At 62.9% G+C, this 25,694-nt stretch carries 23 protein-coding genes; 15 read left to right on the top strand and 8 right to left on the bottom strand.

What is annotated here, in order from left to right; genetic code table 11:
• Positions 1 to 3 precede the first annotated feature (3 nt).
• From QQJ96_RS19020 to QQJ96_RS19005, 4 genes are all read right to left on the bottom strand, one after another.
• Entirely contained in the window at positions 4 to 1,788 is a 1,785-nt protein-coding gene (locus QQJ96_RS19020) for a GGDEF domain-containing protein (RefSeq protein ID WP_284333604.1), read from the bottom strand.
• Positions 1,789 to 1,796: 8 nt separating this feature from the next.
• Positions 1,797 to 3,440 (bottom strand): methyl-accepting chemotaxis protein, encoded by a 1,644-nt coding sequence (locus QQJ96_RS19015; protein ID WP_284333603.1) that lies wholly within the window; start codon positions 3,438 to 3,440, stop codon positions 1,797 to 1,799.
• Between the two features lie 167 nt (positions 3,441 to 3,607).
• The gene (locus tag QQJ96_RS19010) at positions 3,608 to 4,831 is read right to left on the bottom strand and encodes an MFS transporter (RefSeq protein ID WP_284333602.1); all 1,224 of its coding nucleotides are present in this window, start codon (positions 4,829 to 4,831) and stop codon (positions 3,608 to 3,610) included.
• Between the two features lie 163 nt (positions 4,832 to 4,994).
• Positions 4,995 to 5,492, bottom strand: coding sequence for a VOC family protein (locus QQJ96_RS19005; RefSeq protein ID WP_284333601.1), 498 nt, complete (start codon positions 5,490 to 5,492; stop codon positions 4,995 to 4,997).
• A gap of 545 nt (positions 5,493 to 6,037) precedes the next feature.
• Between QQJ96_RS19005 and QQJ96_RS19000 the strand changes: the two genes are divergently transcribed.
• The 3 genes from QQJ96_RS19000 (at position 6,038) to QQJ96_RS18990 (ending at position 10,446) form a co-directional block, all read left to right on the top strand.
• Positions 6,038 to 7,609, top strand: a complete 1,572-nt coding sequence (locus QQJ96_RS19000; RefSeq protein ID WP_284333600.1) for a carbohydrate-binding protein — start codon at positions 6,038 to 6,040, stop codon at positions 7,607 to 7,609.
• A 233-nt stretch (positions 7,610 to 7,842) separates the two neighbouring features.
• Complete coding sequence (locus tag QQJ96_RS18995) at positions 7,843 to 9,420, top strand: carbohydrate-binding protein (RefSeq protein WP_284333599.1); 1,578 nt, start codon at positions 7,843 to 7,845, stop codon at positions 9,418 to 9,420.
• A 177-nt stretch (positions 9,421 to 9,597) separates the two neighbouring features.
• Complete coding sequence (locus tag QQJ96_RS18990; RefSeq protein WP_284333598.1) at positions 9,598 to 10,446, top strand: DUF3014 domain-containing protein; 849 nt, start codon at positions 9,598 to 9,600, stop codon at positions 10,444 to 10,446.
• A 99-nt stretch (positions 10,447 to 10,545) separates the two neighbouring features.
• On the opposite strand, the gene QQJ96_RS18985 is transcribed toward QQJ96_RS18990, so the two are convergent.
• A complete protein-coding gene (locus tag QQJ96_RS18985) occupies positions 10,546 to 11,988 on the bottom strand; it encodes a YXWGXW repeat-containing protein (protein WP_284333597.1) in 1,443 nt (480 codons plus the stop codon).
• A 271-nt stretch (positions 11,989 to 12,259) separates the two neighbouring features.
• Here QQJ96_RS18985 and QQJ96_RS18980 point away from each other — a divergent pair, with 271 nt between their 5' ends.
• The 3 genes from QQJ96_RS18980 (at position 12,260) to QQJ96_RS18970 (ending at position 14,273) form a co-directional block, all read left to right on the top strand.
• Positions 12,260 to 12,766 (top strand): DinB family protein, encoded by a 507-nt coding sequence (locus QQJ96_RS18980; protein WP_284333596.1) that lies wholly within the window; start codon positions 12,260 to 12,262, stop codon positions 12,764 to 12,766.
• A 35-nt stretch (positions 12,767 to 12,801) separates the two neighbouring features.
• Entirely contained in the window at positions 12,802 to 13,404 is a 603-nt protein-coding gene (gene thpR, locus QQJ96_RS18975; protein ID WP_284333595.1) for an RNA 2',3'-cyclic phosphodiesterase, read from the top strand.
• An 83-nt stretch (positions 13,405 to 13,487) separates the two neighbouring features.
• Positions 13,488 to 14,273, top strand: a complete 786-nt coding sequence (locus QQJ96_RS18970) for a class I SAM-dependent methyltransferase (protein WP_284333594.1) — start codon at positions 13,488 to 13,490, stop codon at positions 14,271 to 14,273.
• A 126-nt stretch (positions 14,274 to 14,399) separates the two neighbouring features.
• On the opposite strand, the gene QQJ96_RS18965 is transcribed toward QQJ96_RS18970, so the two are convergent.
• On the bottom strand, positions 14,400 to 15,530 hold the full coding sequence (locus QQJ96_RS18965) for a glycoside hydrolase family 18 protein (protein WP_284333593.1): 1,131 nt from the start codon (positions 15,528 to 15,530) through the stop codon (positions 14,400 to 14,402).
• A 94-nt stretch (positions 15,531 to 15,624) separates the two neighbouring features.
• On the opposite strand from QQJ96_RS18965, the gene QQJ96_RS18960 reads away from it, so the two are divergent.
• The 5 genes from QQJ96_RS18960 (at position 15,625) to QQJ96_RS18940 (ending at position 20,611) form a co-directional block, all read left to right on the top strand.
• Positions 15,625 to 15,840: an oxidoreductase-like domain-containing protein gene (locus QQJ96_RS18960; RefSeq protein ID WP_284333592.1), complete on the top strand. Its 216-nt coding sequence runs from the start codon at positions 15,625 to 15,627 to the stop codon at positions 15,838 to 15,840.
• Between the two features lie 186 nt (positions 15,841 to 16,026).
• On the top strand, positions 16,027 to 16,548 hold the full coding sequence (locus tag QQJ96_RS18955; RefSeq protein WP_284333591.1) for a hypothetical protein: 522 nt from the start codon (positions 16,027 to 16,029) through the stop codon (positions 16,546 to 16,548).
• Between the two features lie 154 nt (positions 16,549 to 16,702).
• Positions 16,703 to 18,700, top strand: coding sequence for an OPT family oligopeptide transporter (locus tag QQJ96_RS18950; RefSeq protein ID WP_284333590.1), 1,998 nt, complete (start codon positions 16,703 to 16,705; stop codon positions 18,698 to 18,700).
• Positions 18,701 to 18,839: 139 nt separating this feature from the next.
• Positions 18,840 to 19,907 (top strand): class I SAM-dependent methyltransferase, encoded by a 1,068-nt coding sequence (locus QQJ96_RS18945; RefSeq protein WP_284333589.1) that lies wholly within the window; start codon positions 18,840 to 18,842, stop codon positions 19,905 to 19,907.
• The gene (locus QQJ96_RS18940) at positions 19,904 to 20,611 is read left to right on the top strand and encodes a pseudouridine synthase (RefSeq protein WP_284333588.1); all 708 of its coding nucleotides are present in this window, start codon (positions 19,904 to 19,906) and stop codon (positions 20,609 to 20,611) included. The genes QQJ96_RS18945 and QQJ96_RS18940 overlap by 4 nt, the downstream gene beginning before the upstream one ends.
• Before the next feature lie 18 nt (positions 20,612 to 20,629).
• Here QQJ96_RS18940 and QQJ96_RS18935 read toward each other — a convergent pair whose 3' ends face one another.
• Complete coding sequence (locus QQJ96_RS18935; RefSeq protein ID WP_284333587.1) at positions 20,630 to 20,833, bottom strand: hypothetical protein; 204 nt, start codon at positions 20,831 to 20,833, stop codon at positions 20,630 to 20,632.
• A gap of 155 nt (positions 20,834 to 20,988) precedes the next feature.
• Here QQJ96_RS18935 and QQJ96_RS18930 point away from each other — a divergent pair, with 155 nt between their 5' ends.
• Positions 20,989 to 22,548, top strand: coding sequence for a protein adenylyltransferase SelO (locus tag QQJ96_RS18930; protein WP_425605336.1), 1,560 nt, complete (start codon positions 20,989 to 20,991; stop codon positions 22,546 to 22,548).
• Between the two features lie 125 nt (positions 22,549 to 22,673).
• Here QQJ96_RS18930 and QQJ96_RS18925 read toward each other — a convergent pair whose 3' ends face one another.
• Positions 22,674 to 23,102, bottom strand: a complete 429-nt coding sequence (locus tag QQJ96_RS18925; protein ID WP_284333585.1) for an FKBP-type peptidyl-prolyl cis-trans isomerase — start codon at positions 23,100 to 23,102, stop codon at positions 22,674 to 22,676.
• A 281-nt stretch (positions 23,103 to 23,383) separates the two neighbouring features.
• Here QQJ96_RS18925 and QQJ96_RS18920 point away from each other — a divergent pair, with 281 nt between their 5' ends.
• The 3 genes from QQJ96_RS18920 to QQJ96_RS18910 all read left to right on the top strand — a co-directional run bounded on the left by QQJ96_RS18920 (position 23,384) and on the right by QQJ96_RS18910 (position 25,514).
• The gene (locus QQJ96_RS18920) at positions 23,384 to 24,457 is read left to right on the top strand and encodes a 3-deoxy-7-phosphoheptulonate synthase (RefSeq protein ID WP_284333584.1); all 1,074 of its coding nucleotides are present in this window, start codon (positions 23,384 to 23,386) and stop codon (positions 24,455 to 24,457) included.
• A gap of 104 nt (positions 24,458 to 24,561) precedes the next feature.
• Positions 24,562 to 24,837, top strand: a complete 276-nt coding sequence (locus QQJ96_RS18915; RefSeq protein WP_284333583.1) for a GNAT family N-acetyltransferase — start codon at positions 24,562 to 24,564, stop codon at positions 24,835 to 24,837.
• The gene (locus QQJ96_RS18910; RefSeq protein ID WP_284333582.1) at positions 24,834 to 25,514 is read left to right on the top strand and encodes a DUF1345 domain-containing protein; all 681 of its coding nucleotides are present in this window, start codon (positions 24,834 to 24,836) and stop codon (positions 25,512 to 25,514) included. The genes QQJ96_RS18915 and QQJ96_RS18910 overlap by 4 nt, the downstream gene beginning before the upstream one ends.
• The last annotated feature ends 180 nt before the right edge of the window (positions 25,515 to 25,694 follow it).

Genomic DNA, 25,694 nt, shown 5'->3' with positions numbered 1-25,694 from the left:
CGTCTACGCCGGATACGGCGTTTCCCCCGCCAGCAAATAAAACCCCACCTGCGCCCGTTTGGCATGTCGTTTCGCGCGCGCCGCCAGCGTGGCGAGCGTTTCCGGATGCCCTGGAAAGGGCGGCAGCACGCGCACGGCGCCGATCGCCACTGTGGTAATCGGAAAGAACTGGGTATTGCCGTGGCGGTCTTCGCCGACGATGCCTTGGCGGGCGAGGTCTTCCTCGGCGAACAAGCCGCGAGCGCGTTGGTTGAACAGCTCCACCATGTGGCGGCAACGCGCCTCCCAATCGCCGCTTTGCAGCACCAGCAGGAAATCGTCGCCACCGATATGGCCAACGAAATCGCAACGCGGATTTACCTGCGCGGTGAGGATGCCGGCTAGCAGGCGGATCATCTCATCGCCTCGGAAGTAGCCATATTGATCGTTGAAGGGCTTGAAGTGGTTGAGATCCACGTAGGCCACGCTGAACGGAAGTTCCGCGCGCAATAGCCGCGCGACATGTTCGGTGACCGGGATATTGCCGGGCAGGAAGGTCAGCGGATTGGCGTAGCGCGCCGCCTCGATGCGCAGTTCGGTCACGCGCCGCACCAACGATTCGCCCGTGCCCAGACCCAGGTACTGCCCCTCGCGCGTGATCACGAAACCATCGCTGAGGTAGCGCTGATCCTGCCCGCGCAGAATGTCCGCCATGCTATCCAGCGATTGGCGCACATCACATAGCAGCGGCGCTTCGTGCATGAAAGCGGTACAGCTTTTGCGACCGTAGAGTTCGCGCGTGTAGGGCTGGGCCATGCGCTCGCTGAACACGCGACGGTTGATCAGGCCGACGGGCCGGTCTTCCTCCACCACCGCCAGCGCATGCAGTTCCGGCTGTCGCGAGAAGATGGCGATCACGTCGTTGTTGGTATGGCGCGGGGTCAGTGCGGGTGCTTCGATCACCAGGTGCCCCAGATGCATGGGGCGCTGGGTGACCGGCCCGCGTGGGCGTGGCAGCACCGACAGCGTGGTGATATCCAGCTCATCGCGCACGTTGTCGCTGACCGCGTCGATCGTCTGCGGCGCGGGACGGCCGAGCAGGAACCCTTGCGCATACGGAATGCCCAGCTCGCGCAGCATGCGCAAATCCTCGATGTCCTCCACGCCTTCGCCGACCAGGTCGGCCCCCAATGTTTCGGCCACCTGGCAGAGCGCGCGCACGATCGCCAGGCGTTCGGCGCTCTTGGACAAGCCATGGATCAGATAACGGTCGATTTTCACCACTTCCGGGTGGAGTTCGTTCCACATCTCGAAGTTGGAATGGCCATTGCCGAAATCGTCGAGCGCAAAACGCACGCCGTGCGCGCGCAGGTAACCCAGCGCGTGGGCGAGGCGTGCAGGCTCCTCCACGATGTCGCGTTCGGTCAGTTCGATGGTGATGCGGCCTAAGTCCATGCCGCCGCTGCCCAGGGCGGCAAGCAGGTCATCGGGCTTGATGGATTCCTGCATGAACGCCTGCGCGCTGAGGTTGACCAGCAACCGCCCGTTCGTCCGTTGCGCGCCAAAGGCGCGGCAAACGGTACGCGCGGCGGTCAGCTCGAATTCCCCCAGCCGGCCTTGGGCACGCGCTAGGTTGAGCAATTCCGGCGTACTGATGTTGCCGAGCTGTTCGGTGGAGCGGGCCAGGCCTTCGTGTGCGACCACTTCCATGGTATCCAGCCGGATCAGCGGTTGGAACATCGCCACCAGGCCGCTTTGCGCGCGGTCCAGCAGGGAAGCGAAGCGGGCATTGTCGCGAAGGAAGACCATGCAGGTTGTCAGGCCGCCTCGTGCCAGGCTGCTTCGTCGTGCTCATTGGATGCAGCGTCGGCATGGCTGGTCTGCAGCGCTTGCGCCTGGGATTGCTCGATGTGAAAGAAGTCCACCTGCCGCAACAAAGCTTCGGCGCTGCTGCGCATGGCGTAACTCATGCCGGCGTTGCGCTCCACTACCGCGGCATTTTCCTGCGTGATGTTGTCCATGCCCGCAATGGCCTGGTTGACCTGTTCGATCCCCGCCTTTTGCTCGCGGCTGGACAGTGCCATGCCGGCCACTGTTTCGGAAACCTGGGCCGCACTCGCCACGATGTTCGCCAGCGCATCGCCGGAACGCTGCGCATGGCGGCGGCCGTCCTGTACCGCATCGGTGCTTTCCTCGATCGATTGCCGCACTTCACGCGCGGCCGCCGAGCAGCGTTGCGCAAGCTGTCGCACTTCGGCCGCCACCACCGCGAAGCCGCGGCCATGCTCGCCGGCACGGGCCGCTTCGACGGCAGCATTGAGCGCCAGCAGGTTAGTCTGGAAGGCGACCTCGTTGATCAGACCGACGAATTCGGCGATGCGCTGGCCCGAGCGGTCGATGGCATTCATGGCGGTGACCGTCTCGCTGACGATGGACTGCCCCTGTTCGGCGAGCTGGCGCGAGGCGGCGGCGACGCGGTTGGCCTGTTCGGCCATGCTGGCGGCTTCGGCGACGTTGGCCGCCATCTGTTCCATCGAGGCGGAGCTTTCTTCCAGGCTGGCAGCCTGTGACTGCGTGCGGCGGCTCAACGCGTGCGTGTTTTGCTCCAGTTGTTGTGCATCGTTGCGCACCTTGGTGGCGCTCAGGCGCACCTGGCGCACTACCTCGGCCAGCTGCTTGTCCATGATGGCTAGCGCACGCAGCAGTTCGCCGATTTCGTCTTCGCGCCCTAGCGCGACCGGCTGGCCCAGTTCGCCACGTGCGATGCGTTTGGCTACGGCGGCGGCGAGGCGCAGGCGTGCGCCTAGTGCACGAATCAGGAAGCCGTCGCTGAGCGCAGCGAGCAGCAAGGCGCCCGCGAAAACCGCCAGCACCACGATCAGGCCTTGGCGATTGGCGGCGTGCTGGGCATCGGCCGCGTTCTTGCCGGCGGTGAGGGCGCTTTCGAACAGATTGGTGAAATCGCTTTGCAGTGGCACTAGCGCTGGCTGCACATCGCTGGCGAGTTTCAGCTGCGCGATATCGAATTGTCCGGCCTGCAGCAGGGCGAGCGTGTCGTCCATGGCCTGTTCGGCATCCTTGCGATGGTCGGCCGCCAGCGTGAGCAGCGCCTTCTGTTGCGTGCCCAGTCCGCTCTGCAGCAGCGGTTTCCAGTAGCGATCGATGTCCACGCGATTGCTCTTGATCGCGGTGGCGGCATCCTCGGCGGCGGAGGGCAGGCGCATCAACACGGCATGCGAGAGCGCCTGGAAGTCATTGTTGATATCGCTCTGGATGCGGCCGACGTCGGAAATCGGCGCCAGGGTGTCACCGACGACGGACTGGATGCGCCGGTCCGCCTTGGTCAGCGCCATGGCGCACAGCGCGCCGATCGCAATCAGCACAACGACGATGCCAGCAAGGCGCAGCAACAGCAGCCGCCGGAGCGTGATACGAAACAGGCCGGGAGGGAGTCGAAGCATGGTGCACCTGGGGGGGCGAGGATGCCTTCTATGTCGGCCAAAAGCGCTTCGACTTGAGTTGGGTGAATCCTAAAAAGTAATATATTTCAAGTATTTGACAGCTTTGTTGCGGCCTCAATACGGTGCCATGGCAGCCATCAGGAAAAGCCACGGCGAGTCGGTTCCTGTTATGCGTGTGTGGCTTGCCTGCGCTCCTTCATCGCTTGCGCTTGTAGCACCAAAGCGAGCACTACCGCGGCCACCGCAGCCAGCGAGGCAAAACCGTAAATGGCGTTGTAGCTCATGCCGCCGGCCACCCAGCCGCCGAGCGGGCCGGCGACGGCCATGGCCACGTCCATGAAGACCGAATACACGCCGAGCGCCGAGCCTCTGCTGTGCGCCGGTACTCGATGGACGGCCTCCACCCCGAGGGCCGGGAACACCAATGAAAAGCCGAAGCCCGCTATGGCGGCACCAATACCGGCCATCATGGCGCCGCTAGCCAGGCATAGAACGATCAGGCCGATGGCTTCGACCGACAGCGACAGCATGGCGACGCGATGGCCGCCAAACCGGGGAATCGTGCGTGCAAAGATGAAACGCACGCCGACAAACACCGTACCGAATATCGTTAGCGCCAGCGCCGCGTTCGCCCAGCCGTGCGCGGCATAGAACAGGGTGATGAAGGTGGCGATACAGCCGAAGCCGATTGAGCCGAGCGCCAGCCCGATGCCATAGGGCATCACGCGTGCGGCCACCATGCGGAACGGCGAACGTTCGGCGGCCGCCATGATCGTGGCGCGCTTGAGCTGCGCCAGCGGCAGGGTGATGAGCGCAAGCAGCAGGGTGAGTGCTCCAATGGCCGCAAAGCCGAACCGATGATCGAGCAGCACACCCAGCGGTGCGCCTGCAGCCAGGGCGCCATAGGTCGCCACGCCGTTCCATGAAATCACGCGGGCGGTATGCTGATGGCCCACCTGACCCATGCCCCAGGCAATGGCGCCGGTACCGACGCAGCTTTCCGCACAGCCCAAAGCCAGCCGCGCGAAAACTATCAGGCCCAGGCTGAGCCAGGGCGTGCGCGTGACCAGAGCGGCCAGTAGCAACAGCAGGCCGCTGGCTGCACACATCGTCAGACCGGTCATCACCGCGCGTTTGGGGCCACGGGCGTCGGCCATGCGGCCGGCGTGGGGGCGGCTGAGCAGCGTCGCCACGTACTGCACGCTGATCGCCAAGCCTGCCAGCATGGCGCCGTAGCTCAGCTTGATGTCCACGAAGCCGGGCAACACGGCCAAAGAAAAGCCGATGGTCAGATAGACCATGAAGGTGAAGGCGACCGTGCTGAGGATCGACAGCAATACGCCGGACTGGCGACCTTCAAGAGTCGCTGAAGAGTGGGAAGCATCGGCCATGATGAGGAAATGGGGAAACCGGGCGGCGGACGAATTATACGTGCGCCATGATGCGGCGCACCATCGCTGGCCGGCTTGATGCTTCCGAAGTTGTCGTGGCCGAATTTGAAGTGGATAGAGTGGCCAGAGCATAGGGGGGGGCGCCACACATCCGCGCCAGATTTCAAGCTGCGGCCTCCTGCAGCACGTCCACATCGAGCTTCTTCATGCTCAGCACGGCTTTCATTACGCGCTGCGCCTTCCGCGCGTCGCCGGAAGCGAGCAGTTCGATCAACTGCACCGGCACCACCTGCCAGGAAACACCGAACCGATCCTGCAGCCAGCCACATTGCTGGGCGGCCGGGTTACCGCCTTTGGATAGCGCATTCCAGAAGTAATCCACCTCGTCCTGCGTGCGGCAGTTCACCACCAGCGAAATGGCGGGATTGAAGGCGAAGGCGGGGCCGCCGTTGAGCGCGGTGAAGTCCTGGCCGTCCAGTTCGAATGCCACCGTCATGACCGAACCCGTCGGCCGGCCGGCGGCGTTGGCGGTGTCACCGTCGTAGTGGGTAACGGCACGGATACGGGAGTGTTCGAACACCGACACGTAATAGTGGGCGGCTTGCTCGGCCTCTTCGTTGAACCAAAGGAAAGGGGTGATGCGTTGGAAGCGGTTGCTCATGGCAGCGGTCTCCGGGAGGGAAGGGCTTCATCCATGCGACGAGGCTAGCGTTCCCAAATCGACAGCGGTGTGGATGTTTTGGATCGAGCGAAAGGCGCAGGGAACTGGCTATCGTTGTCACTCATGTCTGCTCTTAGACGCGATGTGTCAACCCGTCTTGCCTGACTGTGTTGTTGCGGCGCAAACGGTTCATGCATGCGGATTTGCTGGCCCTCGGCCTCTTTGTTGTGCTGCGACGCAGCGTCAATAACCTGCTTTTCCAGGTGTTTTTGATCTTCCATGTGTAAATGGCGTGAAGCAGCATGCGGCCGACATGACATTTATTCCTTTGCGATACGAATCACGTTCCGTCGTGGGCAAATCGGCCAAACGCACTGGACAACGTTGTCATATGAGGCCGATACTCGCGCCACTTTGCAGTCCCATGACAAGCGGTAATCGCGCAGGAAGCGGAGGGCGACTGTCCCCCATGGCCGTTCGGAGTGCGGTCATGCATCGCCGGTGTTCCTTTCACTTGTTCCGTTCATCCTTTTGGAGACAGTCACATGCTCGAGAAGAAGAAGTCGGCGAAGTGGTCCACCGTGGCCTTCAGTTCGTTGAGCACCGCCATCGGCGCGGTACTCTCCACCACCGTGCTCACGGTGGCTCCGGTGCAAACCGTGCACGCACAAACCAGCTGCGCGGCAGCCTGGGTTTCAAGCAATGTTTACGTCGCCGGCAATCAGGCCAGCGAAAACGGCAGCAATTACGTAGCGAATTTCTGGACGCAGGGACAGGATCCGGCCACCAACAGCGGCGGCTCCGGCAGCGGCCAGCCCTGGACCTCCCAAGGCGCGTGCGGTGGTTCGCCCACACCCACGCCAACGCCGACCCCGTCGTCGTCCTGTGATCCAGCCTGGAGTTCTTCAGCTGCCTATAACGGCGGCGCTCTGGTTAGCGAGAACAGCGTCAATTACAAGGCGAACTTCTGGACCCAGGGCCAGGATCCGGCCACCAACAATGGTGCGGCGGGCAGTGGCGCGCCGTGGACGGCGATCGGTTCGTGCAGTGGTTCACCCACACCAACTCCGACGCCTACTCCAACGCCCACCCCGACACCAACACCTACTCCAACCCCAACCCCAACCCCGACGCCTACTCCTACTCCGACACCTACGCCTGCGCCGAGCGGCTTCGTCTTCAGTCCCTACAAGGACATCACCATCAATCTCAACTGGAATACCAGCGCCATGCAGACGGCGGTGACCGGTTCGGTCATTCCGGTGGTCGGCAGTGGCAGCCTGTATTCCAACTACGAGCCGAACCTGCCGGCCATTACGCTGGCGTTCGCCACCGGGGCATGCGGCAGCGAGAACTGGGGCGGCGTGTCGCCATCCGGATTCATTGCCGGCAGCGTCAACCCGCTCAATAGCGCAGGCCTTGACTACATCGTCTCTACCGGCGGTGCGGCCGGCACGTTTACCTGCGGATCGGCGTCGGGGTTCGAGAGCTTTATCGGCGAGTACTACACGCCGCACATGATCGGCGTGGACTTCGATATCGAAGGCGGCCAGACGCAGGCGGACATCCAGCAACTTGTGGCTGACGTGGCCGCGGCGCAATCGCAGTACCCGAACCTGCGCTTTTCCTTCACCCTGGCCACGCTCGGTGCGTCGGATGGCAGCTATGGCGGCGTGAATCAGCTCGGACAGTGGGTGATCCAGGCGATCCAGGCTTCGAGCCCGGCGCTCAACAACTACACCATCAACTTGATGACGATGGATTACGGTTCGGCCATCGCCGCCAACTGCGTAGTGGTTAACGGCGCTTGCGAGATGGGGCAGTCGGCTGTGCAGGCCGTGCAGAATTTGGAGCACAGTTACGGCATACCTGCCAGCCACATCGAGATCACGCCGATGATCGGCCAGAACGATGCGCAAGGCGAAATCACCACGCTGGCCGATATCGACACGATCACCAACTACGCCACGGCCAACGGCCTGGCCGGCGTGCATTTCTGGTCGCTGGATCGCGACACGCCATGCGCGGCGGGCTCGGCTTCATCCACCTGCAATTCGTATCCCAGTGTGGGGGCGTTGGGATACACCAATGAGATCCTGAAAGATCTCGGCAAATAACAGCAGGGATGTCAGGGGGAACGACACAGAGGTCCAGCCCATGGCTGGACCTCTGTGAACGCAACAGCGCGGCAAGCGAGTTGGCGGTTGTGCACCGCGCACTTAAATCATCGCAAAGCCATTACCACCGGTGCATGGATGCGTGATGGCGTTCGCTCCCGCATGGCCGACCGGATTGCGGTCATCACCACGCCGATATTTCTCACCTGTAATCCAACTGTGGAGACAGTCCCATGCAAGTGAAGAGATCCACGAAGTGGTCCACCCTGACATTGAGTTCGTTGAGTACCGCGGTCTGCGCGGCATTTTCCACCACCGCGCTTACCGTCGCGCCGGTGCAAAGCGTGCAAGCGCAATCCACCTGCGCGGCAGCGTGGGTTTCCACCAACGTGTATGTCGCCGGCAACCAGGCCAGCGAAAACGGCGTCAACTATGTCGCCAACTATTGGACGCAAGGCAACGATCCGGCTAGCAACAATGGCGGCGCGGGCAGCGGCAAGCCATGGACCTCCGAAGGGGCGTGCAGCGGCTCGCCAACGCCTACGCCCACACCGACGCCATCACCCGGATGCGACTCGGCCTGGAGTGCTTCAACGGCCTACAACGGCGGCGCGCTGGTCAGCGAAAACAAACTCAACTACAAGGCGAATTTCTGGACCCAAGGCCAGGACCCCGCCACCAACAATGGCGCGGCCGGCAGCGGTGCGCCCTGGACTTCGCTGGGCGCGTGCAGTGGTTCGCCGACACCTACACCCACGCCGACGCCGACGCCCACTCCAACTCCAACTCCAACTCCAACTCCAACGCCGACACCCACTCCAACGCCTACGCCTACGCCTACGCCAAGCGGCTTCGTGTTCAGCCCCTACAAGGACATGGGCATCAACATGAACTGGAACACTTACGCGATGTCGACGCAGGTGACCGGTACGCTGATTCCCATCGTCGGCAGCGGCAGTCTGTATGCCAACGACCTGCCGAACTTGCCTGCTATCACCCTGGCCTTCGCTACCGGTGAATGTGGCAGTGAAAGCTGGGCGGGCGTGACGCCCTCGGAGTTCATCTCCGCCAACATCACGCCAGGCGCCGCCAATTCGCTTGCCAGCGCGGGTCTGGATTACATCGTCTCCACCGGTGGCGAGGCCGGCGTATTTACCTGCGGGTCGGCTTCGGCATTCGAGAGTTTCATTGCCAAGTACTACACGCCACAAATGATCGGCGTGGATTTCGACATCGAAGGCGGGCAGACGCAGTCGCAAGTCCAGCAGTTGGTGGCCGATGTCGCCGCGGCGCAATCGCAGTATCCGAATCTGCGTTTTTCCTTCACGTTGGCTACGCTGGGAGCGTCGGATGGCAGTTATGGCGGTGTGAATCAGCTGGGGCAATGGGTGGTACAGGCGATCCAGGCGTCGAGTCCGGCGCTGAAGAACTACACCATCAACCTGATGACGATGGATTACGGCGGTGCCAGCTCATCGGTTTGCGTCGTGGTGAACGGCGTGTGCGAGATGGGCCAATCGGCGGTGCAGGCGGTGAAGAACCTCCAGCATACCTACGGTATCGCGGCCGGGCATATCGAACTCACGCCGATGATCGGCCAGAACGATTCGGCGAGTGAGGTCACCACGCTGGCGGATATCGACACCATCACCAACTACGCCACGGCGAACGGTCTGGCTGGCGTGCATTTTTGGTCGCTGGATCGCGATACGCCGTGTGCGGCAGGTTCGGCATCGTCGACCTGCAACTCATATCCCAGCGCGGGCACGCTGGCCTTTACCAAGGAGATTCTCAAGGACATCGGCAAGTAGCGATGGTAATCCAGGAGGACTTCGCTCGGACCGGGAGGCATGCTCGGCCGCTGCGAAGAGGCGAGGGGAGCCACCGGCACGCAAGTGCCGGTGGCTTTTTTTCTATGTCCGCCGTGTCGAACAATTGCGCCGCATGCCTGTCACAATAGGCACTCCCACTGTGAAACAGGCAGCATCGTGAATCGCAGAGTCCCCAGGCAGACATCCTACGGTAGTTGGATCGCAGCCATCATCGTCGTGCTCCTCGTAGTGGCGGCGGGCGTGTATCTGATCCAGCGTGCCATGCATCCGGCAGCAACACAGGCAGTCGCACCACCGAATCCACCAGCGGCAACTCAGCCACTTCAGCAGCCCGCACACGCATCGTCGACGATTCAGCATCCCATTGCACAGGCCAATGAGGGGCCGGCGCCCGCATCCACCGCGGCGCTACCGGATCTGGCCGATAGCGATGCCAGCGTGCGGGAGGCAATGCAAGGCCTGGTCCATGGCGGCAATCTCGGCTCGCTGCTGCAAAGCCAGATCATTGCACGCGTAGTGGCAACCGTCGATGCGCTGCCGCGCCACAGCATGGGCAGCACCAATATCCTCCCCTTGCGTACACCAAAAGGCGCGGTACAGACGGCGCAAGCCAACGGCGCCACCGTGATCAGCGCCGGCAATGCCGAGCGTTATGCGCCTTACATGACCGTGCTGGCCGACGTCGATCCGCACGCCTTGGTTGCCTGGTACAAGCACAATTACCCGCTGTTCCAGCAGGCGTATCGCGAGTTGGGCTATCCGCGCGGCTATTTCAACGACCGCCTGGTCGTGGCGATCGACGACATGCTGGTTGCGCCCGATGGGCAGGGACAGGCTGCCGTGGTGCGCTCAGGCGCGCATTATCATTTCGTCGATCCGCAACTGCAGTCGCTGTCGAATGGCCAGAAGCTGATGATCAGGCTGGGACCCCAGAACGAGCAGCAGTTCAAGGCGAAGCTGCGCATGATTCGCGAGCTGTTGGCAGGCGGGCAGGTAGGGCATTGAGCCGTCCGATGCAAGGCTAGGCACTTCAGAGTTGCCAAGCATGCGATAACGAAAAGGCCCGCAATGCGGGCCTTTTCTGGTTGCTGAGGAGCGTTCCGCTCATCCGTGATGCGCATCATGCTGTCCGCCACCGCCGCGCGACGGCGCACTGACTGGATGCGGGGCCGGCGCAGCACGATAGGCGTGATACTCCGGTGCTGCCGGTGCGCGGTATTGCGGCTGCGGCCGGAACTGCGGTTGCGGTTGCGGGCGATACGCAGGGGCTGGCGCTGGATGGAAGGCCGGTGCAGGGCGATAAGCCGTTGCCGGTGCGCGATACGTATTCATGTTCATGGGTTGAGCCGGATGGCTTGCCGGCGCGACACCGCTAACGCCGCCGGGGCGGTAGGGATTACTGTAGCTGGCGCTCGAACGCGACATGTTCGGAGCGGCAGCTGTATTCGCACGCGGGGCGAAGTTGGTCGAACGAGCGGCCATCTCGTTGTTCGGTTGCGCGCGATTCGATACACCCGGCATGTTCGCGTGCGGAGCAAAGCTCGTCGAGCGCAAGGCTGTGCCATTGCCCGGCTCCGCCTGTGGCGCGCGCATCATGTTGTTGCTAGCCATGCGTTGCGCGTTGGCAGCCGTGGGTGTGAGCCGGTCGGTGTTGGCACCCTGGCGCGTCATGTTCGGCACGCTCGCTGTATTCGCGTGTGGCGCGAAACTCGCCGAATGCGGCGCCATGTTGCTGGCCATACGCTGCGCATTGGCTGCAGCAGGCGTGAACTGACCAGCGCCGTGAGCAGGCACTACGCCTGGACCGTTGAATGCGCCGGCATGCTGCGTGGCGGCGATGGGGGGATTGCCGTGGTTGAACGATGCGCGCATCGACGGGTCGTGGCTGGCCAGCTTCATCTGCTGTTGCTGCGCGGCGATCGGTCCCATGCGCGACTGGCGGGCCATGGCCAGTTGTTGTGGCGTGGCGCGGGCCATTACGCCACCATGGCCACCGTTATAGCTGACGCGGTTGACATTGACATTGTTGATCACCGTCCTGTTGTAGACGTTGGTGACATTCACGTTGGTGATGTGGTTGACGGTACGGTTGTAATAGAACCCGCGAGGACCCCAGTAGCCGCCTTCGTAGCCCTCGCCGCCATAACCGCAGCCGTAGTTGATGCCGCCGTAGAAGCCGACGTGATAACCCCAGTAGCCGGCATGGAAAGCGTAGAACCCGTCATCCCAGCCCCAGTAGCCAGGTGTCCACAAGGCGCCATAGAACGGGGCAACCACCCAGGTGCCCGGCACCCAGTAATACTGATCGCCATCCCACGCCCAATAGCCCGGCGTCCAGATGTAGCCAGGACCCGGAATAGGTGGCTGATCGTAGATGGGCAGCGGCGGCGGCGGTACGCCGACTGAAACGCCAACGCCGATGAACACGCCGGCCTGTGCTTTTTGCGGCATCGCGGCGACCGCGGCAACGGCACCCAGCAGACCCGCCAGCGCACGCACGAGCAAGGTGCGCTTGGAAATCTGCTGCGTAAGACTGATGGTTTTCATGGCGTTTCCTCCTGGGTCTGCACCGTACTAGAGAAAACGCCCGAAAAGCCGGCACGTTGCCTTCACCTGGCGTGACAAGTTCGCGACGGTTCAGCAGCATACGCACGCATTTCACCGTGCTTGGTGCGCAACGCCTTGTGCCGTGCGGATTTGAACTTCCAGAATCCCAGCTAAACGAAAAAGTTAGCATGTGGTAAATGCGCGGAGATGGCGGCATGGGCGAGCCTTGCCCTTCATCCGGGATCCTCGGCTCAAAACTCAAGGACTAGCCATGTCTCAGCTTCGTCAACTCCAGATGCTCATGCGTTACCGCGCCTGGGCCGATCGCCTGCTTTTTCAGTCGCTGGCCAAGCTGCCGGAAGCTTCGTTGAGCGCCGCTCAGCCGATCGTGTTCGGCAATCTGCTGCGTACGCTGAACCACACGTATTGCATGGATCAGGTCTGGAAGGCTCATTTGCAGGGTGTGCCACATGGTTTTACCACCCGCAATCCGGAGGATTGCCCTGTGTTCGAGGTGTTGCGTTCCGCGCAGGCGGACATCGACGACTGGTATGTGCGGCACGCCGAAATGCTCGATGAGCGCGCTTGCGGGGAGGCTATCCGGTTCACCTACATCGGTGGCGGCGAGGGTGAGATGCGCCGCGGCGATATCCTGCTGCATGTCGTCAATCACGCAACCTATCATCGCGGGCACGTGGCGATGATGATGTATGGTTTGTCGGTGCCGCCGCCGACGACGGATCTGCCTGTGTTCCTGCGTGATGCCGATTCAGGCTAACGCGTACTGCATGACGAATGCGGTAGTCTTCGTGCATGAGTAAGCGCGGATTTCTCGCGGCGCAGGCCGAATTGTCCGGTTTGCCTGCTGCCGCTCGCACCGAAACGCATCGTCTGTTTTTTGCGTTGGTGCCCGATGCCGCCACGCGCCATGAGATCAATCACGCCGCCGCGCAGGTACAACAGCAGCATCTGTGGCTGCGCGCGCGCTGGGTCAGGCCGGAACGCTTTCACGCTACCCTGAATTTCCTGGGCGATTTTCCGGCCATGCCGGACGAAGTGCTGGAAAAGGCGACGGCCGCCGCGGGTCGCATGTGCGCAGCGCGGTTTGCCTGGACGCTGGATTACGCCGCCAGCTTCCGCGGCCGCGAGCCGCCTTGTGTGCTGCGTAGTTCGCAGGTGCCCGAAGCGCTGCCGGCGCTTTGGCGGAACATGCATGCGGCGCTGCTCGAAACGGGTTTGCGCCTGCGCAACGACCACCAGTTCACGCCGCATGTCACCCTGGCCTACGGCCAGCATGAGCTGCCCGAAGTGACGCCGGTAGCGCCGATCGTCTGGGAGGTGGGGCAATTCGTATTGATCCATAACCTGGTAGGGAAGGGCCATTACCAGGTCTTGGGGAGCTGGGCCCTGTCCTAAAGCGGATGGGCCACAAGTCACCTAGGCGTCCGTTACAGGCCGGCGCACAATCCATGGGCTTCCCAAGCCATCAGGAGGTTGTCATGCGTTCGATATCCGTCGCAGTGCTTGCAGCATTGCTTGTGCCAGGGGCCGCCTTGCTGGCACAAACGCCGCAAGCCAATCACATGCACGCCTTGCAGTACGTGCCACCGTATGTGCATGCGGCCGTCGCCGACCCGGCGCGAGGGCAGGATGCCAGCAACGACGCGCGCCGCAAAATCACCGACGTCATGGTTTTCAGTGAAGTGAAGCCAGGCCAGAAAGTGCTGGAGCTGATTCCTGGCGGCGGCTATTTCACGCGTGTGTTCAGCGGCATCGTCGGCAGCCAGGGCCACGTCTACGAGTTGTGGCCGAATGAGTACGCGAAGGAAGACTCCGACGAAGTGACCGCGTTCGATAAGCTGGCGGCCGATCCGCATTATTCGAACGTGAGCGTGCTCAAGCAGCCGGCGGCGCAGCTCAGTGCGCCCGAACCGGTGGATGTCGTGTTCACCGCGCAGAACTATCACGACTACCCGGACAAATTCATGGGCAAGGTCGATCCGGTCGCGTTCGACAAGCAGGTTTACGCCGCGCTCAAGCCCGGTGGCTTGTTCATCGTGATCGACCACGTGGCGCCGTCAGGATCGGGCATGGCCGATACGGACACCTTGCACCGGATCGATCCGGAGATCGTGAAGAAGCAGGTGGAATCGGCGGGTTTCGTGTTCGCCGGTGCAAGCAATGTGCTGCGCAATCCGGCTGATCCGCACACCAACAAGGTGTTCGACAAGTCGATACGCGGGCATACCGATCAGTTCATGTATCGGTTCCGCAAGCCGGGTTGATGCTTCCTGAGGCCCTCTCGCTGGAAGGGAGAGGGCTGACGGAGCGACCGTCGTAGGCTGGGATGCCAATCCCAGCTTTGCTCCAGGGGGCTGGGATTGGCATCCCAGCCTACGAATCTTGATACATCAGTCGTGCAATCCCTTCCACATCGCATCCAGCAGTTCATCCGTGGGATCGTTGGTCTGCTCCCAGTACATGATGCCGCCCAGATGCTCGGCCCGGACGTACGCTGCCTTGGCGGCAATGGACTGGGGGTCGTCATAGGTCACGAAGCGATGGGTTTTTGCGTTCCATAGCCATGGCGCCTGCGCGACCTCGTCCCAGTGGCGTACGTAGCCTTGCGTGTCGATGTAGCGTTGTTTCAGTTCGGGCCAGGCGATCATGCCCTGGAAATGGCCGTATGTCTGGTAAAGGCCGGCGTGATCGGCTTTTACGTCCGCGAATTCGCGACCATAAAGTGCTGCGCCGATGACCAGCTTTTGCGGTGCCACACCTGCGGCGAGAAACTGCTGCACGGCGCGGTCGGTGGTGCGGCCATCCCCCTTGACCAGCGGCGAGGCATGCAGGCCGGTGTGATGCCCGGTGGTCGGCGTCGCCGCATTGACGAAGTCGTAGGTCATCAGGTTGAACCAGTCCAGCAGCGGATCGACTGCTCCAATGTCGATGCCGCTGACGAAGGGGCCATCGGCAATGGCCGCGCTCAGCGTGTAGTGCTTACCGTCCTTAGTGCCCGCGCGGTCGAGGCTGGCGCGGGTCGCCTTGAGCAGCAGGGTGAAGTTGGCCTTGTCCTCGGGACTGGAGCGGATGCCCGACTCGTGATGGCCGGGGTATTCCCAATCCACGTCCAGGCCATCGGCATGCTGGGTGGTGAGCATTTGTGCGGCGCTGTCGGCGAACTTTTGGCGACCCTCGGCGGTGCTGGCAGCCTCGGAGAAGCCGCCCACCGTCCAGCCGCCTACTGATACGTCCACCTTGAGCCTGGGGTTGGCCGACTTCAGTGCGAGCAGCGTCTGCAAGGTTTTGGCGTGTTCGGCATCGATGCCCACGCGACCGTCCTTCAGTTGCGCGAACGCGAAAATCAAGGTATCGATCTTGCCGACGTCCTTGGTCTGCGCAGGATCCCAACCGGTGGCATAGCCGACGATGCGGTAAGGCGACGGTGAACCAGCCGCGGTGACGACGCTGCCCGTTGCAAGCAGCAGCGGCAATAAAAATCCGGCCAGGCAGCGGCCGGGACGAAGCAAGACCTTACGCATTACTGCACTCCCTCAATGAATCGATGATCTGCCGCCCCGCTTGACGCCGTGGCGGCGGGCTACCATGTAGACGCTATCCGATTTCCATCCGCGCATGAACGATACGTCCATCTCCCACCTAACGCTGCTGAGCGAAGATCCGCCGCCGCGCGCGCCGGTCGAACCCGACTCCGGCGACTGTTGCGGCAACGGCTGCGATCCATGCATCTTCGATCAGTACGAGGAAGCAAGGCAGCACTACCGCTTAGCCCTGGCAGCATGGCGCGAGCGCCATCCAGGCGTGGATCCGGCAACGCTCGAACCACGCTGATCCGCGCGCTTGAATTCCCGACATTGGTTCAATGGCTTTGATCCGGCCAAGCCTAACCAAGCGTGCGCCCGCGGCATTGTGCCCAAAGGCATGGGGTACCTAGGAATAAATCAGAGGCTCCTTGCATTGAAGCAATTGCTGCGTTGCATTAAATTTGCAACGTTGAACGAGATCCAGGGAATCCAGATGAAGCGTTTTGGGGTGATCGGCGCCGCGTTGTTGCTTGGCGCTTGCGGGGGACAGCACGTGCGCGAACCAGCGGAACTCGGTGCGCTGGTGACGCCAGGCAAGGCGCCATGGCTGACGGTGACCGGCGGCGCGGACAAGCTCGACGTGCGTGGACTCGATCACAAGCTCACGCTGCAGCCGTCGCCAGACCTGGCCGCGGCGGTCCAGTCGCAGCTCGGCACGCAGCTGGCCTCCAGTTACGTGCATGACCTGGTCGTGACCTGCAACGGACTGACCACCAGCTTGCGCGTCGATCAGGACAAGTCGCCCGGCAGCGTGTCGATGGAGCTGGGTTTGCACTGCTCCTTGTGGGCGCATGGCTACGAGTCTGCGCGCGACTACAAGACGCAGCCGTCCGCGTCGGTGGGTGGGGGCGCGGCTGACCAGGCCTACGCGCAAGCCTTGCCGAAGCTGCTGGCCGACGGTGCAGGCGACATCGCCGAACAGATGCGCGGGGATATCCGCAAGATTGCGCCCTGATCGCTGCAGCCTGAAAACTGGGCTGGTGGCGGAAGTTTTGCGACGTCACGCTCGATCGGGCGATCGACGTACGGAGCTTTGTCCCGCAGCGCGGCAACACCCCCCGAGCGATCCACGCTAATCTTGCTAGCTGGACAGCTTGGGGAGATCACCCGTGAATGCAGTACCCGGACCCGGCGCGAACCGCGCCGAACTCACCGTACGCGGCCTGATCATAGGCTTCGTGATCACCTTGGTGTTCACGGCGGCCAACGTGTTCTTCGGCCTGAAGGCGGGCCTGACTTTCGCCACGTCGATTCCGGCGGCGGTGATCTCCATGGCCATCCTGCGCGCCATGAAGAACGCGACGATCCAGGAGAATAATATCGTGCAGACGGTGGCTTCGGCGGCCGGCACGCTCTCCTCGATCATCTTCGTGCTGCCGGGCCTGATCATCGTCGGCTGGTGGACCGGGTTTCCGTTCTGGGTTTCGTTCGGCATCTGCGCCGCGGGCGGCATTCTCGGCGTGATGTACACCATCCCGCTGCGCCGCGCGCTGGTCACCGATTCGGACTTGCCATACCCCGAAGGCGTGGCCTGCGCCGAGGTGCTGAAGGTAGGCTCCGGTGAAGTCGTGGTGGCCTCCGATTCGGCCGCGGTGGAAGGCGGCAGCGCCGGCTTGAAGGCGGTGGTGGTCGGCTCGCTCGTTTCCGCCTTGTTCTACATCGTGGTGCAGACCAAGCTTTTCGCCAGCGACCTGGCGCAGTACTTCCGTATTGGCGATCGCGGCTCGGCCAGCGGCTACGACTTCTCGCTTTCGTTCGCGCTGTTCGCGGTCGGGCACCTGGTGGGCCTGTGGGTGGGCCTGGCGATGCTGTTCGGCGCCATTATCGGCTGGGGTTGGGCGGTGCCTTATTTCAGTCATTTGCATCCGGCCGCAGGCGATGTGGCGGAAGTCGCCCAGGGCGTGTGGAACCACTACGTGCGCTTCGTCGGCGCCGGCGCCATCGGCGTGGCTGCGATCTGGACGCTGATCAAGCTGATCAAGCCGGTGGTAAGCGGCCTGTCTTCGGCGATGGCGGTTTCGCGCGTGCGCAAGGCCGGCAAGGGGGACACCCTGCCGCGTACCGAGCAGGACATGCCGATCGGCATCGTTGGCCTGATCGTGCTGATCTGCATGCTGCCGATTGCCTACTTGCTGGGGCATTTCAGCGTGATCAGCGGCCTGAGTTCGCATATGACGCTGCTGGTGATCGGCGGTGTGCTGTTCGTGCTGATCCTGAGCTTCCTGGTGTCTACCGTCTGCGGCTACATGGCGGGCCTGATCGGTTCGTCCAACAGCCCGCTGTCGGGCATCGGCATCCTGGTGGTGATCATCGCCGCGCTATTGCTGGTGGCCGGTCTGAAGTCCGATTTGCCGGTCGATTCCGGCAAGGCGCTGGTGGCTTTCGCGTTGTTCATTACCTCGGTGGTGTTTGCGGTGGCGGCGATCGCCAACAACAACCTGCAGGATCTGAAGACCGGCCAGCTGGTCGACGCGACGCCGTGGCGCCAGCAGGTAGCCTTGGTGATCGGCGTGATCGCCGGTGCCATCGTGATTCCTCCGGTGCTGGATCTGCTGAACAAGGCTTACGGTTTCCTCGGCGCGCCGGGAGTCGATCCTGCGCATGCCTTGCCGGCGCCGCAGGCCGGATTGATCTCGGCCCTGGCGCAGGGCGTGATCCAGCACAACATCGATTGGAGCCTGATCGGCATCGGCGCCGCCATCGGCGTTGGCCTCATCGTGCTGGATGCCATTCTGGCGGGCACCACCAAGTCGGTACGCTTGCCGCCGCTCGCGGTCGGCCTGGGGATTTATCTGCCGACCTCCACCACCTTGATGATCGTCGTCGGCGCCATCGTCGGCTGGTACTTCGACAAGCGCGCGGAGCGCGCGCCGAAGGCGGAAGCGACCAAGCAGCTCGGCGTGCTGCTCGCCTCCGGCCTGATCGTGGGCGAAAGCATCCTCGGCGTGGTGGTGGCGGCCATCGTGGTGTTCTCCGGCAAGCCGGCCCCGCTCGCTCTGGTGGGCGACAGCTTCGAGAACGTATCGGTGTGGATCGGCACCATCGCCTTCGCGGCGGTCACGTTTGCGATGTACCGGTGGATCGCGCGGATGGGCCGCAATAGCTGAGCCGTGTAGCGCACATAGGTTGGAGTGAGGGAAAGCTGGGATTTCGCCCCAGCTTTCCCGTCAGATTGCCGCTCACCGGAAGGAACAGCGGAAGGGGCGCGGGTACAATGGGCGTCTCCTGTTTATCGGATGCCTTAGCTTGACCACTGTCGGCTTCCACGCCGCCGCGCCCGAAGCGGCACTGGATGCACTTTTCCTGCCTTTCTCGGAGGGCGCGTTGCGTCTGCCGGATGACAGCAGCGTACTGTTCCTGCGTGCGCGCGACGGCTTTCGCCTGCGCGAAGTGGCACCGCGAAGCTGGTGGTGCGAGCAAAGCTTCAAGCCGTTTGCCGATGCGCTGAAGCGCAGCGGATACCGAGTGGGTGAGGCCGATCCCGAAGCGCGCTTCAAGCTGGTGCTGGTGTTGCCGCCGCGACAGCGTGAGGAAGCGCGTGCCTGCTTCGCCAAGGCGGCGCGTCATGCCGCAGGCGGCGGCAGGGTGGTGGCGTGCGTGCCGAATGCGGAAGGTGCGAAATCCGCGCAGGCCGATCTTGCGGCCTTGCTGGGACCGGTAGGCCATCTTTCCAAGCACAAATGCCGCGTGTTCTGGGGATCGTCGGATGCGGCGCGCGATCCGGCGCTGCTCGATGACTGGCTGGCGCTCGATTGCCCCCAGGCCAACGCCGCCGGCTACATCAGCCGCCCCGGCTTGTTCGCCTGGGACCGAGTGGATGCAGCTTCCGCTTTGCTCGCGGCGCATTTGCCGGACGATCTGCACGGGTGTGTTGCCGATTTCGGTGCGGGCTACGGTTATCTCGCGGCGCAGATCATCAAGCGTTGTCCGAAGGTCAGCTCGCTGACACTGTACGAAGCCGAAGCGCGCGCCCTGCAGCCGGCACGGCTCAATATCGAGCAGGCCATGTATGAGCACTCGCGCGAGCTTGCGTACGAGCTGCATTGGCATGACGTCACACAGGGTGTCGAACGGCGCTATGACGCAGTGGTTTGCAATCCACCCTTCCACCAGGGCCGCGCGGATCTACCGGACCTGGGCCGTGCCTTCATCGCACAAGCGGCCCGTGCCTTGCTGCCGCACGGATGTCTATGGCTGGTGGCCAATCGCCATCTGCCTTACGAAGCCACGCTCGCCGCACACTTCGAACAGTTGCGCAGCGTGGCCATGCAGGATGGTTTCAAAGTGATCGAGGCAAGAGGCGTACGCGCATGAGGCTGGTCAAGCTGATCGCCAATCTCGGCTATGGCAGCCGTAAGGAAGTCGCATGGATGTTCCGCGAAGGGCGGATTACCGATCCCGCGGGTGAGGTGTTGTACGCCGATGACAAGGTGGAGCACGCGCAGATCCACATCGATGGCGAGCCGCTCGATCCGCCGGGCGGCATGTTATTGATGATGCATAAGCCGCTGGGAGTGACTTGTTCGCGCAAGGATCCCGGTCGCGTGGTGTATGACTTGCTGCCACCGCGCTATCGCCAGCGTAGTCCCGCGTTGTCCACCGTCGGCCGGTTGGATCGCGACACCTCCGGTTTGCTGCTCATCACCGACGATGGCGCGTTGCTGCATCGGATCATCTCGCCCCGCGCGAACGTCACCAAGGTATACGAGGCCACGCTCGCGCAGGATCTGCGCGGTGACGAGCAGGCGCTGTTCGCCAGCGGCACGCTGATGCTGGAATCGGAAACCACGCCGCTGCTGCCGGCGAAGCTGGAAGTGCTTGCGCCACGCCATGTGCGTTTGTCGATTGGCGAAGGGCGTTATCACCAGGTGCGCAGGATGTTTGCCGCCACCGGAAATAACGTCGAGACGCTTGCGCGCACAGCCATTGGGCAATTGCAGCTGCAAGGCGTGCAGCCCGGCGGCTGGCGTCAACTGGGAGCCGATGAGATCGGGCGAATCTTCGAGCCGGCAGCTTGAGCCGCCGGCGTGGCCCGATCAAGGTTTCACTTGCAGGTTGCGACTTCGCGCCAATTCGTCTTCGCGCCGCGATCGTGCGTTGGATGTCCATGAGACCAGCTTGAACTCGACAAGCGTGTCTTTGACGACCTGGCGATGCGTGTCCGGCATATGGTTTGAAAGCATCCCTGCTACCAGCTGCATTCCGCGCATGAGGGCGGAACGAGCGAGAAGCATGTGCATGTTTGTCTACTCCGCCGGCTACCCCTGTCGTAGCCGTGGCCAAACTGTATCAAGCTTTAACAGTCAATGTATAGATGGGGTGAAGGATGTGCGTTTCTTCACAAATTTGTTGCCTTGCACCAGGTTGAACTTGCCCGAATATCCCGTGCATGAATATCCCCTCGCTCAGTTTCGATAACAGTTTCATCCGCGACCTGCCGGGCGATCCGGATCATGGCCGTGGCGCCAGGCAGGTCGTTGGCGCGTTGTACTCCCGGGTAGACCCGAGCCCAGTGTCGGCGCCACGCGTCGTCGCCTGGTCGCCTGAGATGGCGCGGGAGCTGGGCCTGACCGAGGCTGATCTTGCCAGTTCGCTCTTCGCGCAGGTCTTCGCCGGTAACGGTGTGCTGGAGGGCATGCAGCCCTGGGCGTCGAACTACGGCGGGCACCAGTTCGGCGTGTGGGCCGGGCAGCTGGGCGACGGACGCGCCATTTCCCTGGGCGAAGTGTTGACTGCACAGGGCCAACGCTGGGAGCTGCAGCTGAAGGGCGCGGGCGCCACGCCGTATTCGCGCGGAGCAGACGGACGGGCGGTACTGCGTTCGTCGGTCCGTGAATTCCTTTGCAGCGAGGCCATGCATCATCTGGGCGTGCCGACCACGCGAGCGCTCAGCCTGGTGGCGACCGGCGACCTGGTCGAACGCGACATGTTCTACGACGGGCATCCTAAGGACGAGCCTGGCGCCATCGTCTGCCGGGTGGCGCCTTCGTTCATCCGTTTCGGGAATTTCGAGCTGCCGGCTTCACGCGGCGAGATCGACTTGTTGCGTCAGCTGGTCGACTTCACTATCCGCCGCGATTTTCCTCACCTCCACGCCAGCGGAGAAACGCTATACGCCGATTGGTTCGGCGAAGTCTGCGCACGTACTGCCAGCATGATCGCGCACTGGATGCGCGTGGGTTTCGTGCATGGCGTGATGAACACCGACAACATGTCGATACTCGGGCTCACCATCGACTATGGCCCCTATGGCTGGGTCGACGATTTCAATCCGGATTGGACGCCCAACACCACCGACGCGATGCGCCGCCGTTACCGTTTCGGCCAGCAGCCGAACGTGGCGTGGTGGAACCTCAGCCGCCTCGCCGCCGCCATTGCGCCGCTGTTTGGCGACGTCGCGCCGTTGCAGGCGGGTTTGGATCGCTACGTCGCCCAATACACTGCGCAGGCGCGCCGCGATGTCGCCGCCAAGCTAGGGCTGGTGGAGTGCCGCGACGATGATGTGGCGCGCATGGAAACCCTGCAGCAACTGATGCAGCAGGCCGAAGTGGACATGACTTTGTTGTTCCGCGCACTGAGTCGCGTCGATCCGCACGCCCCGCAGTTGGAGCCGCTGCGGCATGCGTTTTACGATGAAGCCAAGCGCGAAGCCGCGGAAGCGGACTTCCTGCGCTGGCTGGACGATTACGCAGCGCGAGTGCGCGAAGATGCGCAGGCGCCAGAGCAGCGGTTGCAGCGCATGAACGCTGCCAACCCTTGCTACGTGTTGCGCAATTACCTTGCGCAGGAAGCGATCGATCGCGCGACGCAAGGCGATTACACCGGCATCCACACCTTGCTCGATGTGCTGCGTCACCCGTATGAAGAACAACCTGGGCGCGAGCACTTCATGCAGAAGCGGCCCGAATGGGCCAGGCATCGCGCGGGCTGTTCGATGCTCTCCTGCAGCTCATGATGGGGCCGCCGAGCGGCCAAACAGCGTTAACCCCTAGCGCGTAGGCTGGGATGACAATCCCAGCATCGGGATGCCGTGTGGAAAGCTGGGATGGGCATCCCAGCCTATGTGCTGGCCGCCGGACGTTAGTGCACGTCCAGCAGTTCGATGTCGAACACCAGGGCGCTGTTAGGCGGCACTTCAGGCGCTGCCCCGCGATGGCCGTAGCCCATGCGCGAGGGAACGATGATGGTGCGCTTGCCACCCACTTTCATGCCGCGCACGCCGCTTTCCATGCCTTCGACCACTTCGCCCGCGCCCATGGTGAAGCTGAGCGGGCGGCCGCTGTCGTAGGAACTGTCGATCTTGGCGCCGTGGTGATCCGGCGTCTTGGCGTCGTACAACCAGCCGGTGTACTGGATGCGTACCTCCGAGTCGTCGCGCGCCGTGTTGCCGGTGCCTACCACCACGTCCTTGGCCACGAAGGACGGCACGTCATCGGCCAGGGCCGGTTGCGGGCCGAGGGCGCCCAGGGCGAGCAGGGCGGTGGCGAGAAAGGCGAACGGGCGCGGCATGGAAAACCTCCGAAAACGACAGGGCGGCGACAGTAGCGCATCCTAAGCCATGGCCATAGTCCATTCCGCCAGTTTGCAACGCAACAATGATGTGGTACTACTGGTCCCATGATCCTCGCCCCCTCCAGCCGCTATTACTTTTGGTATGGCTATCCGAAGCCGGCGGCGGAGCATGGTGTGCGATCGTAACGAGTAAAGATCAGCCACTTTCGAACAAGCCGCCAGCCACCCTGGCGGCTTTTTCATCAGGTCGCCGGGCACCCAACCAGGAGTGCACCGCCGTGACCCACCGTACTGACGACCTTCGCATTCGCGAAATCAAGGAAGTCCCCACCCCCGCCGACGTGATGCGCGATTGCCAGCCCGGCGAAGAGGCCCTTGCCACCGTTGCCCAGGCACGTCGCGCCTTGCATCGGATCCTGCATGGCCTAGACGATCGCCTTGCCGTGGTGATCGGCCCCTGTTCGATCCACGATCCGACTGCCGCGTTGGAATATGCCAGGCGCCTGGCCGTGGAGCGCGCGCGACATGCCGACACGCTGGAGATCGTGATGCGCGTGTATTTCGAAAAGCCGCGTACCACCGTGGGTTGGAAGGGGCTGATCAACGACCCGGACCTGGATGAGAGCTATCACATCGACAAGGGCTTGCATCTGGCACGCCGGCTGCTGTGCGACATCAATGCGCTGGGCCTGCCGGCCGGCACCGAATTTCTCGACCTGATCACGCCGCAATACATTGCCGACCTGGTCGCCTGGGGCGCGATCGGCGCACGCACCACCGAGAGCCAGTCGCATCGCGAACTCGCCTCCGGCTTGTCCTGCCCGGTGGGCTTCAAGAACGGCACCGACGGCAACGTGAAGATCGCGGTGGATGCCGTCCTTGCCGCCGCCCGGCCACACCATTTCATGGCGGTGACCAAGCACGGGCGCACCGCCATCGCCTCCACGGCGGGCAACGAGGACTGCCATGTGATCCTGCGCGGCGGCAAATCGCCCAATTACGATGCGGCGAGCGTGGCCAATGCGTGCAGCGTGCTCGCCAAGGCGGGTCTCGCCGAGCGTCTGATGATCGACGCCAGTCACGCCAATAGCGCCAAGCAACCTGAGAATCAGCCGCGAGTGGTGGCGGATATTGCCACCCAGCTCGAAGCTGGCGAGACGCGCATTCAAGGCGTGATGGTGGAAAGCCACCTGGTTGCCGGCCGCCAGGACCTGATACCAGGGTGCGGGCTGACCTACGGGCAGAGCATTACCGACGGTTGCATCGGTTGGGATACGACGGTGGAGGTGCTTGACCGCCTGGCAAAGGCCGTGCGCGCGCGCCGCGAGACGACCGAGGTCTGCACTGCGTAGGCCGGGATGATAGTCCCAGCTTGCCATGCGCCATCACAATGCCGGGATTGCCATCCCGACCTACGCGCTATGCTTTGCCCATTCGACCTCCGCGGAACGATCCCATGGCTTTGGATATCCGGCACTTGGCTGCAGCCCATCGATTTGAAACGACGGTTGACGGGGTGGTCTGCGAGCTCGAATACAGCCTGCAAGGCTCGGTGATGAGCATTACGCATACCGGCGTACCCGAACAGGTAGGTGGTCGCGGTATTGCCAGCGAGCTGGTGCGTACCGCGCTGGAAACGGCGCGGCACGAAGGCTGGCGAGTGGTGCCGGCATGCAGTTACGCGAAGCTGTGGATGGAACGCCATCCAGACTTCAGCGATCTGCTGGCATGAGTACGGCACTGCCGGAAAAACGCCTGCTGCTTCGCCGCTGGGCACCGCTGCGCTTCGTGCGTGCGCGCCCGTGGCTGGCGATTTCCGGCGTGGTGCTGGTGGCGGTTTGCATGGCGCTGCTGGCTAGCGGGATAAAACCTGCCTCGGCCTTGCTGCTCGGCTTCGACGCCGGTGCCTTGCTTTACCTGAGCATGCTGGCGCGCATGTTTCATCGCGCCACCGCCAAGCACATGGCCAGGCACGCACAACGTCAGGACGCCGGACGGCGTACCACGCTGTGGGTCGCGGTCACGCTGTCGATGGTGGTGATGGTGGCCCTCTCCACCGAGCTGCACGCCGCCAAGAACGGCGGCGCCACGGCCATGGGCATGGCGGCGGTGAGCATCGTGCTGTCATGGCTGTTCATGAACAGCATGTATGCGCTGCATTACGCGCACGGCTACTACGGCAATTTCGGCAGGCAGCACGCGGGGCTGGAATTTCCCGGCACCCAACAGCCGGACTACTGGGACTTCGTGTACTTCGCCTTCGTGATCGGCATGTGCTTTCAAGTGTCGGATGTGCAGATCACCAGCCACACCTTGCGCCGCACCGCCTTGCAGCACAGCGTGGTGGCGTTTTTCTTCAACGTGTTCATTATTGCGATCAGCGTGAACATCGCGGCGGGGCTCGCTTAGGTCGGGGGTTGCCCCCCAACGGCCCCCTTTTGCGTCGCACTGTTGTTGCATGTCGCTGGCTGCTGCATTGCCTGCGGCGCTTTCGGCCTGAAGGCCGAGTCACTTCTCTTTGCTGGCCTGTATGGACCGGAGAGATGGTGGACGGGTGTGCGAGGACATGGTGGACACATGTTAAGCACG

Origin of the sequence: Dyella flagellata, assembly GCF_030160275.1 — a bacterium.
In the GTDB taxonomy this organism is placed as follows: Bacteria; Pseudomonadota; Gammaproteobacteria; order Xanthomonadales; family Rhodanobacteraceae; genus Dyella_B; species Dyella_B flagellata.
Note: the sequence above shows the minus strand (reverse complement) of the source record. Positions and strands in the feature narration are given on the sequence as shown.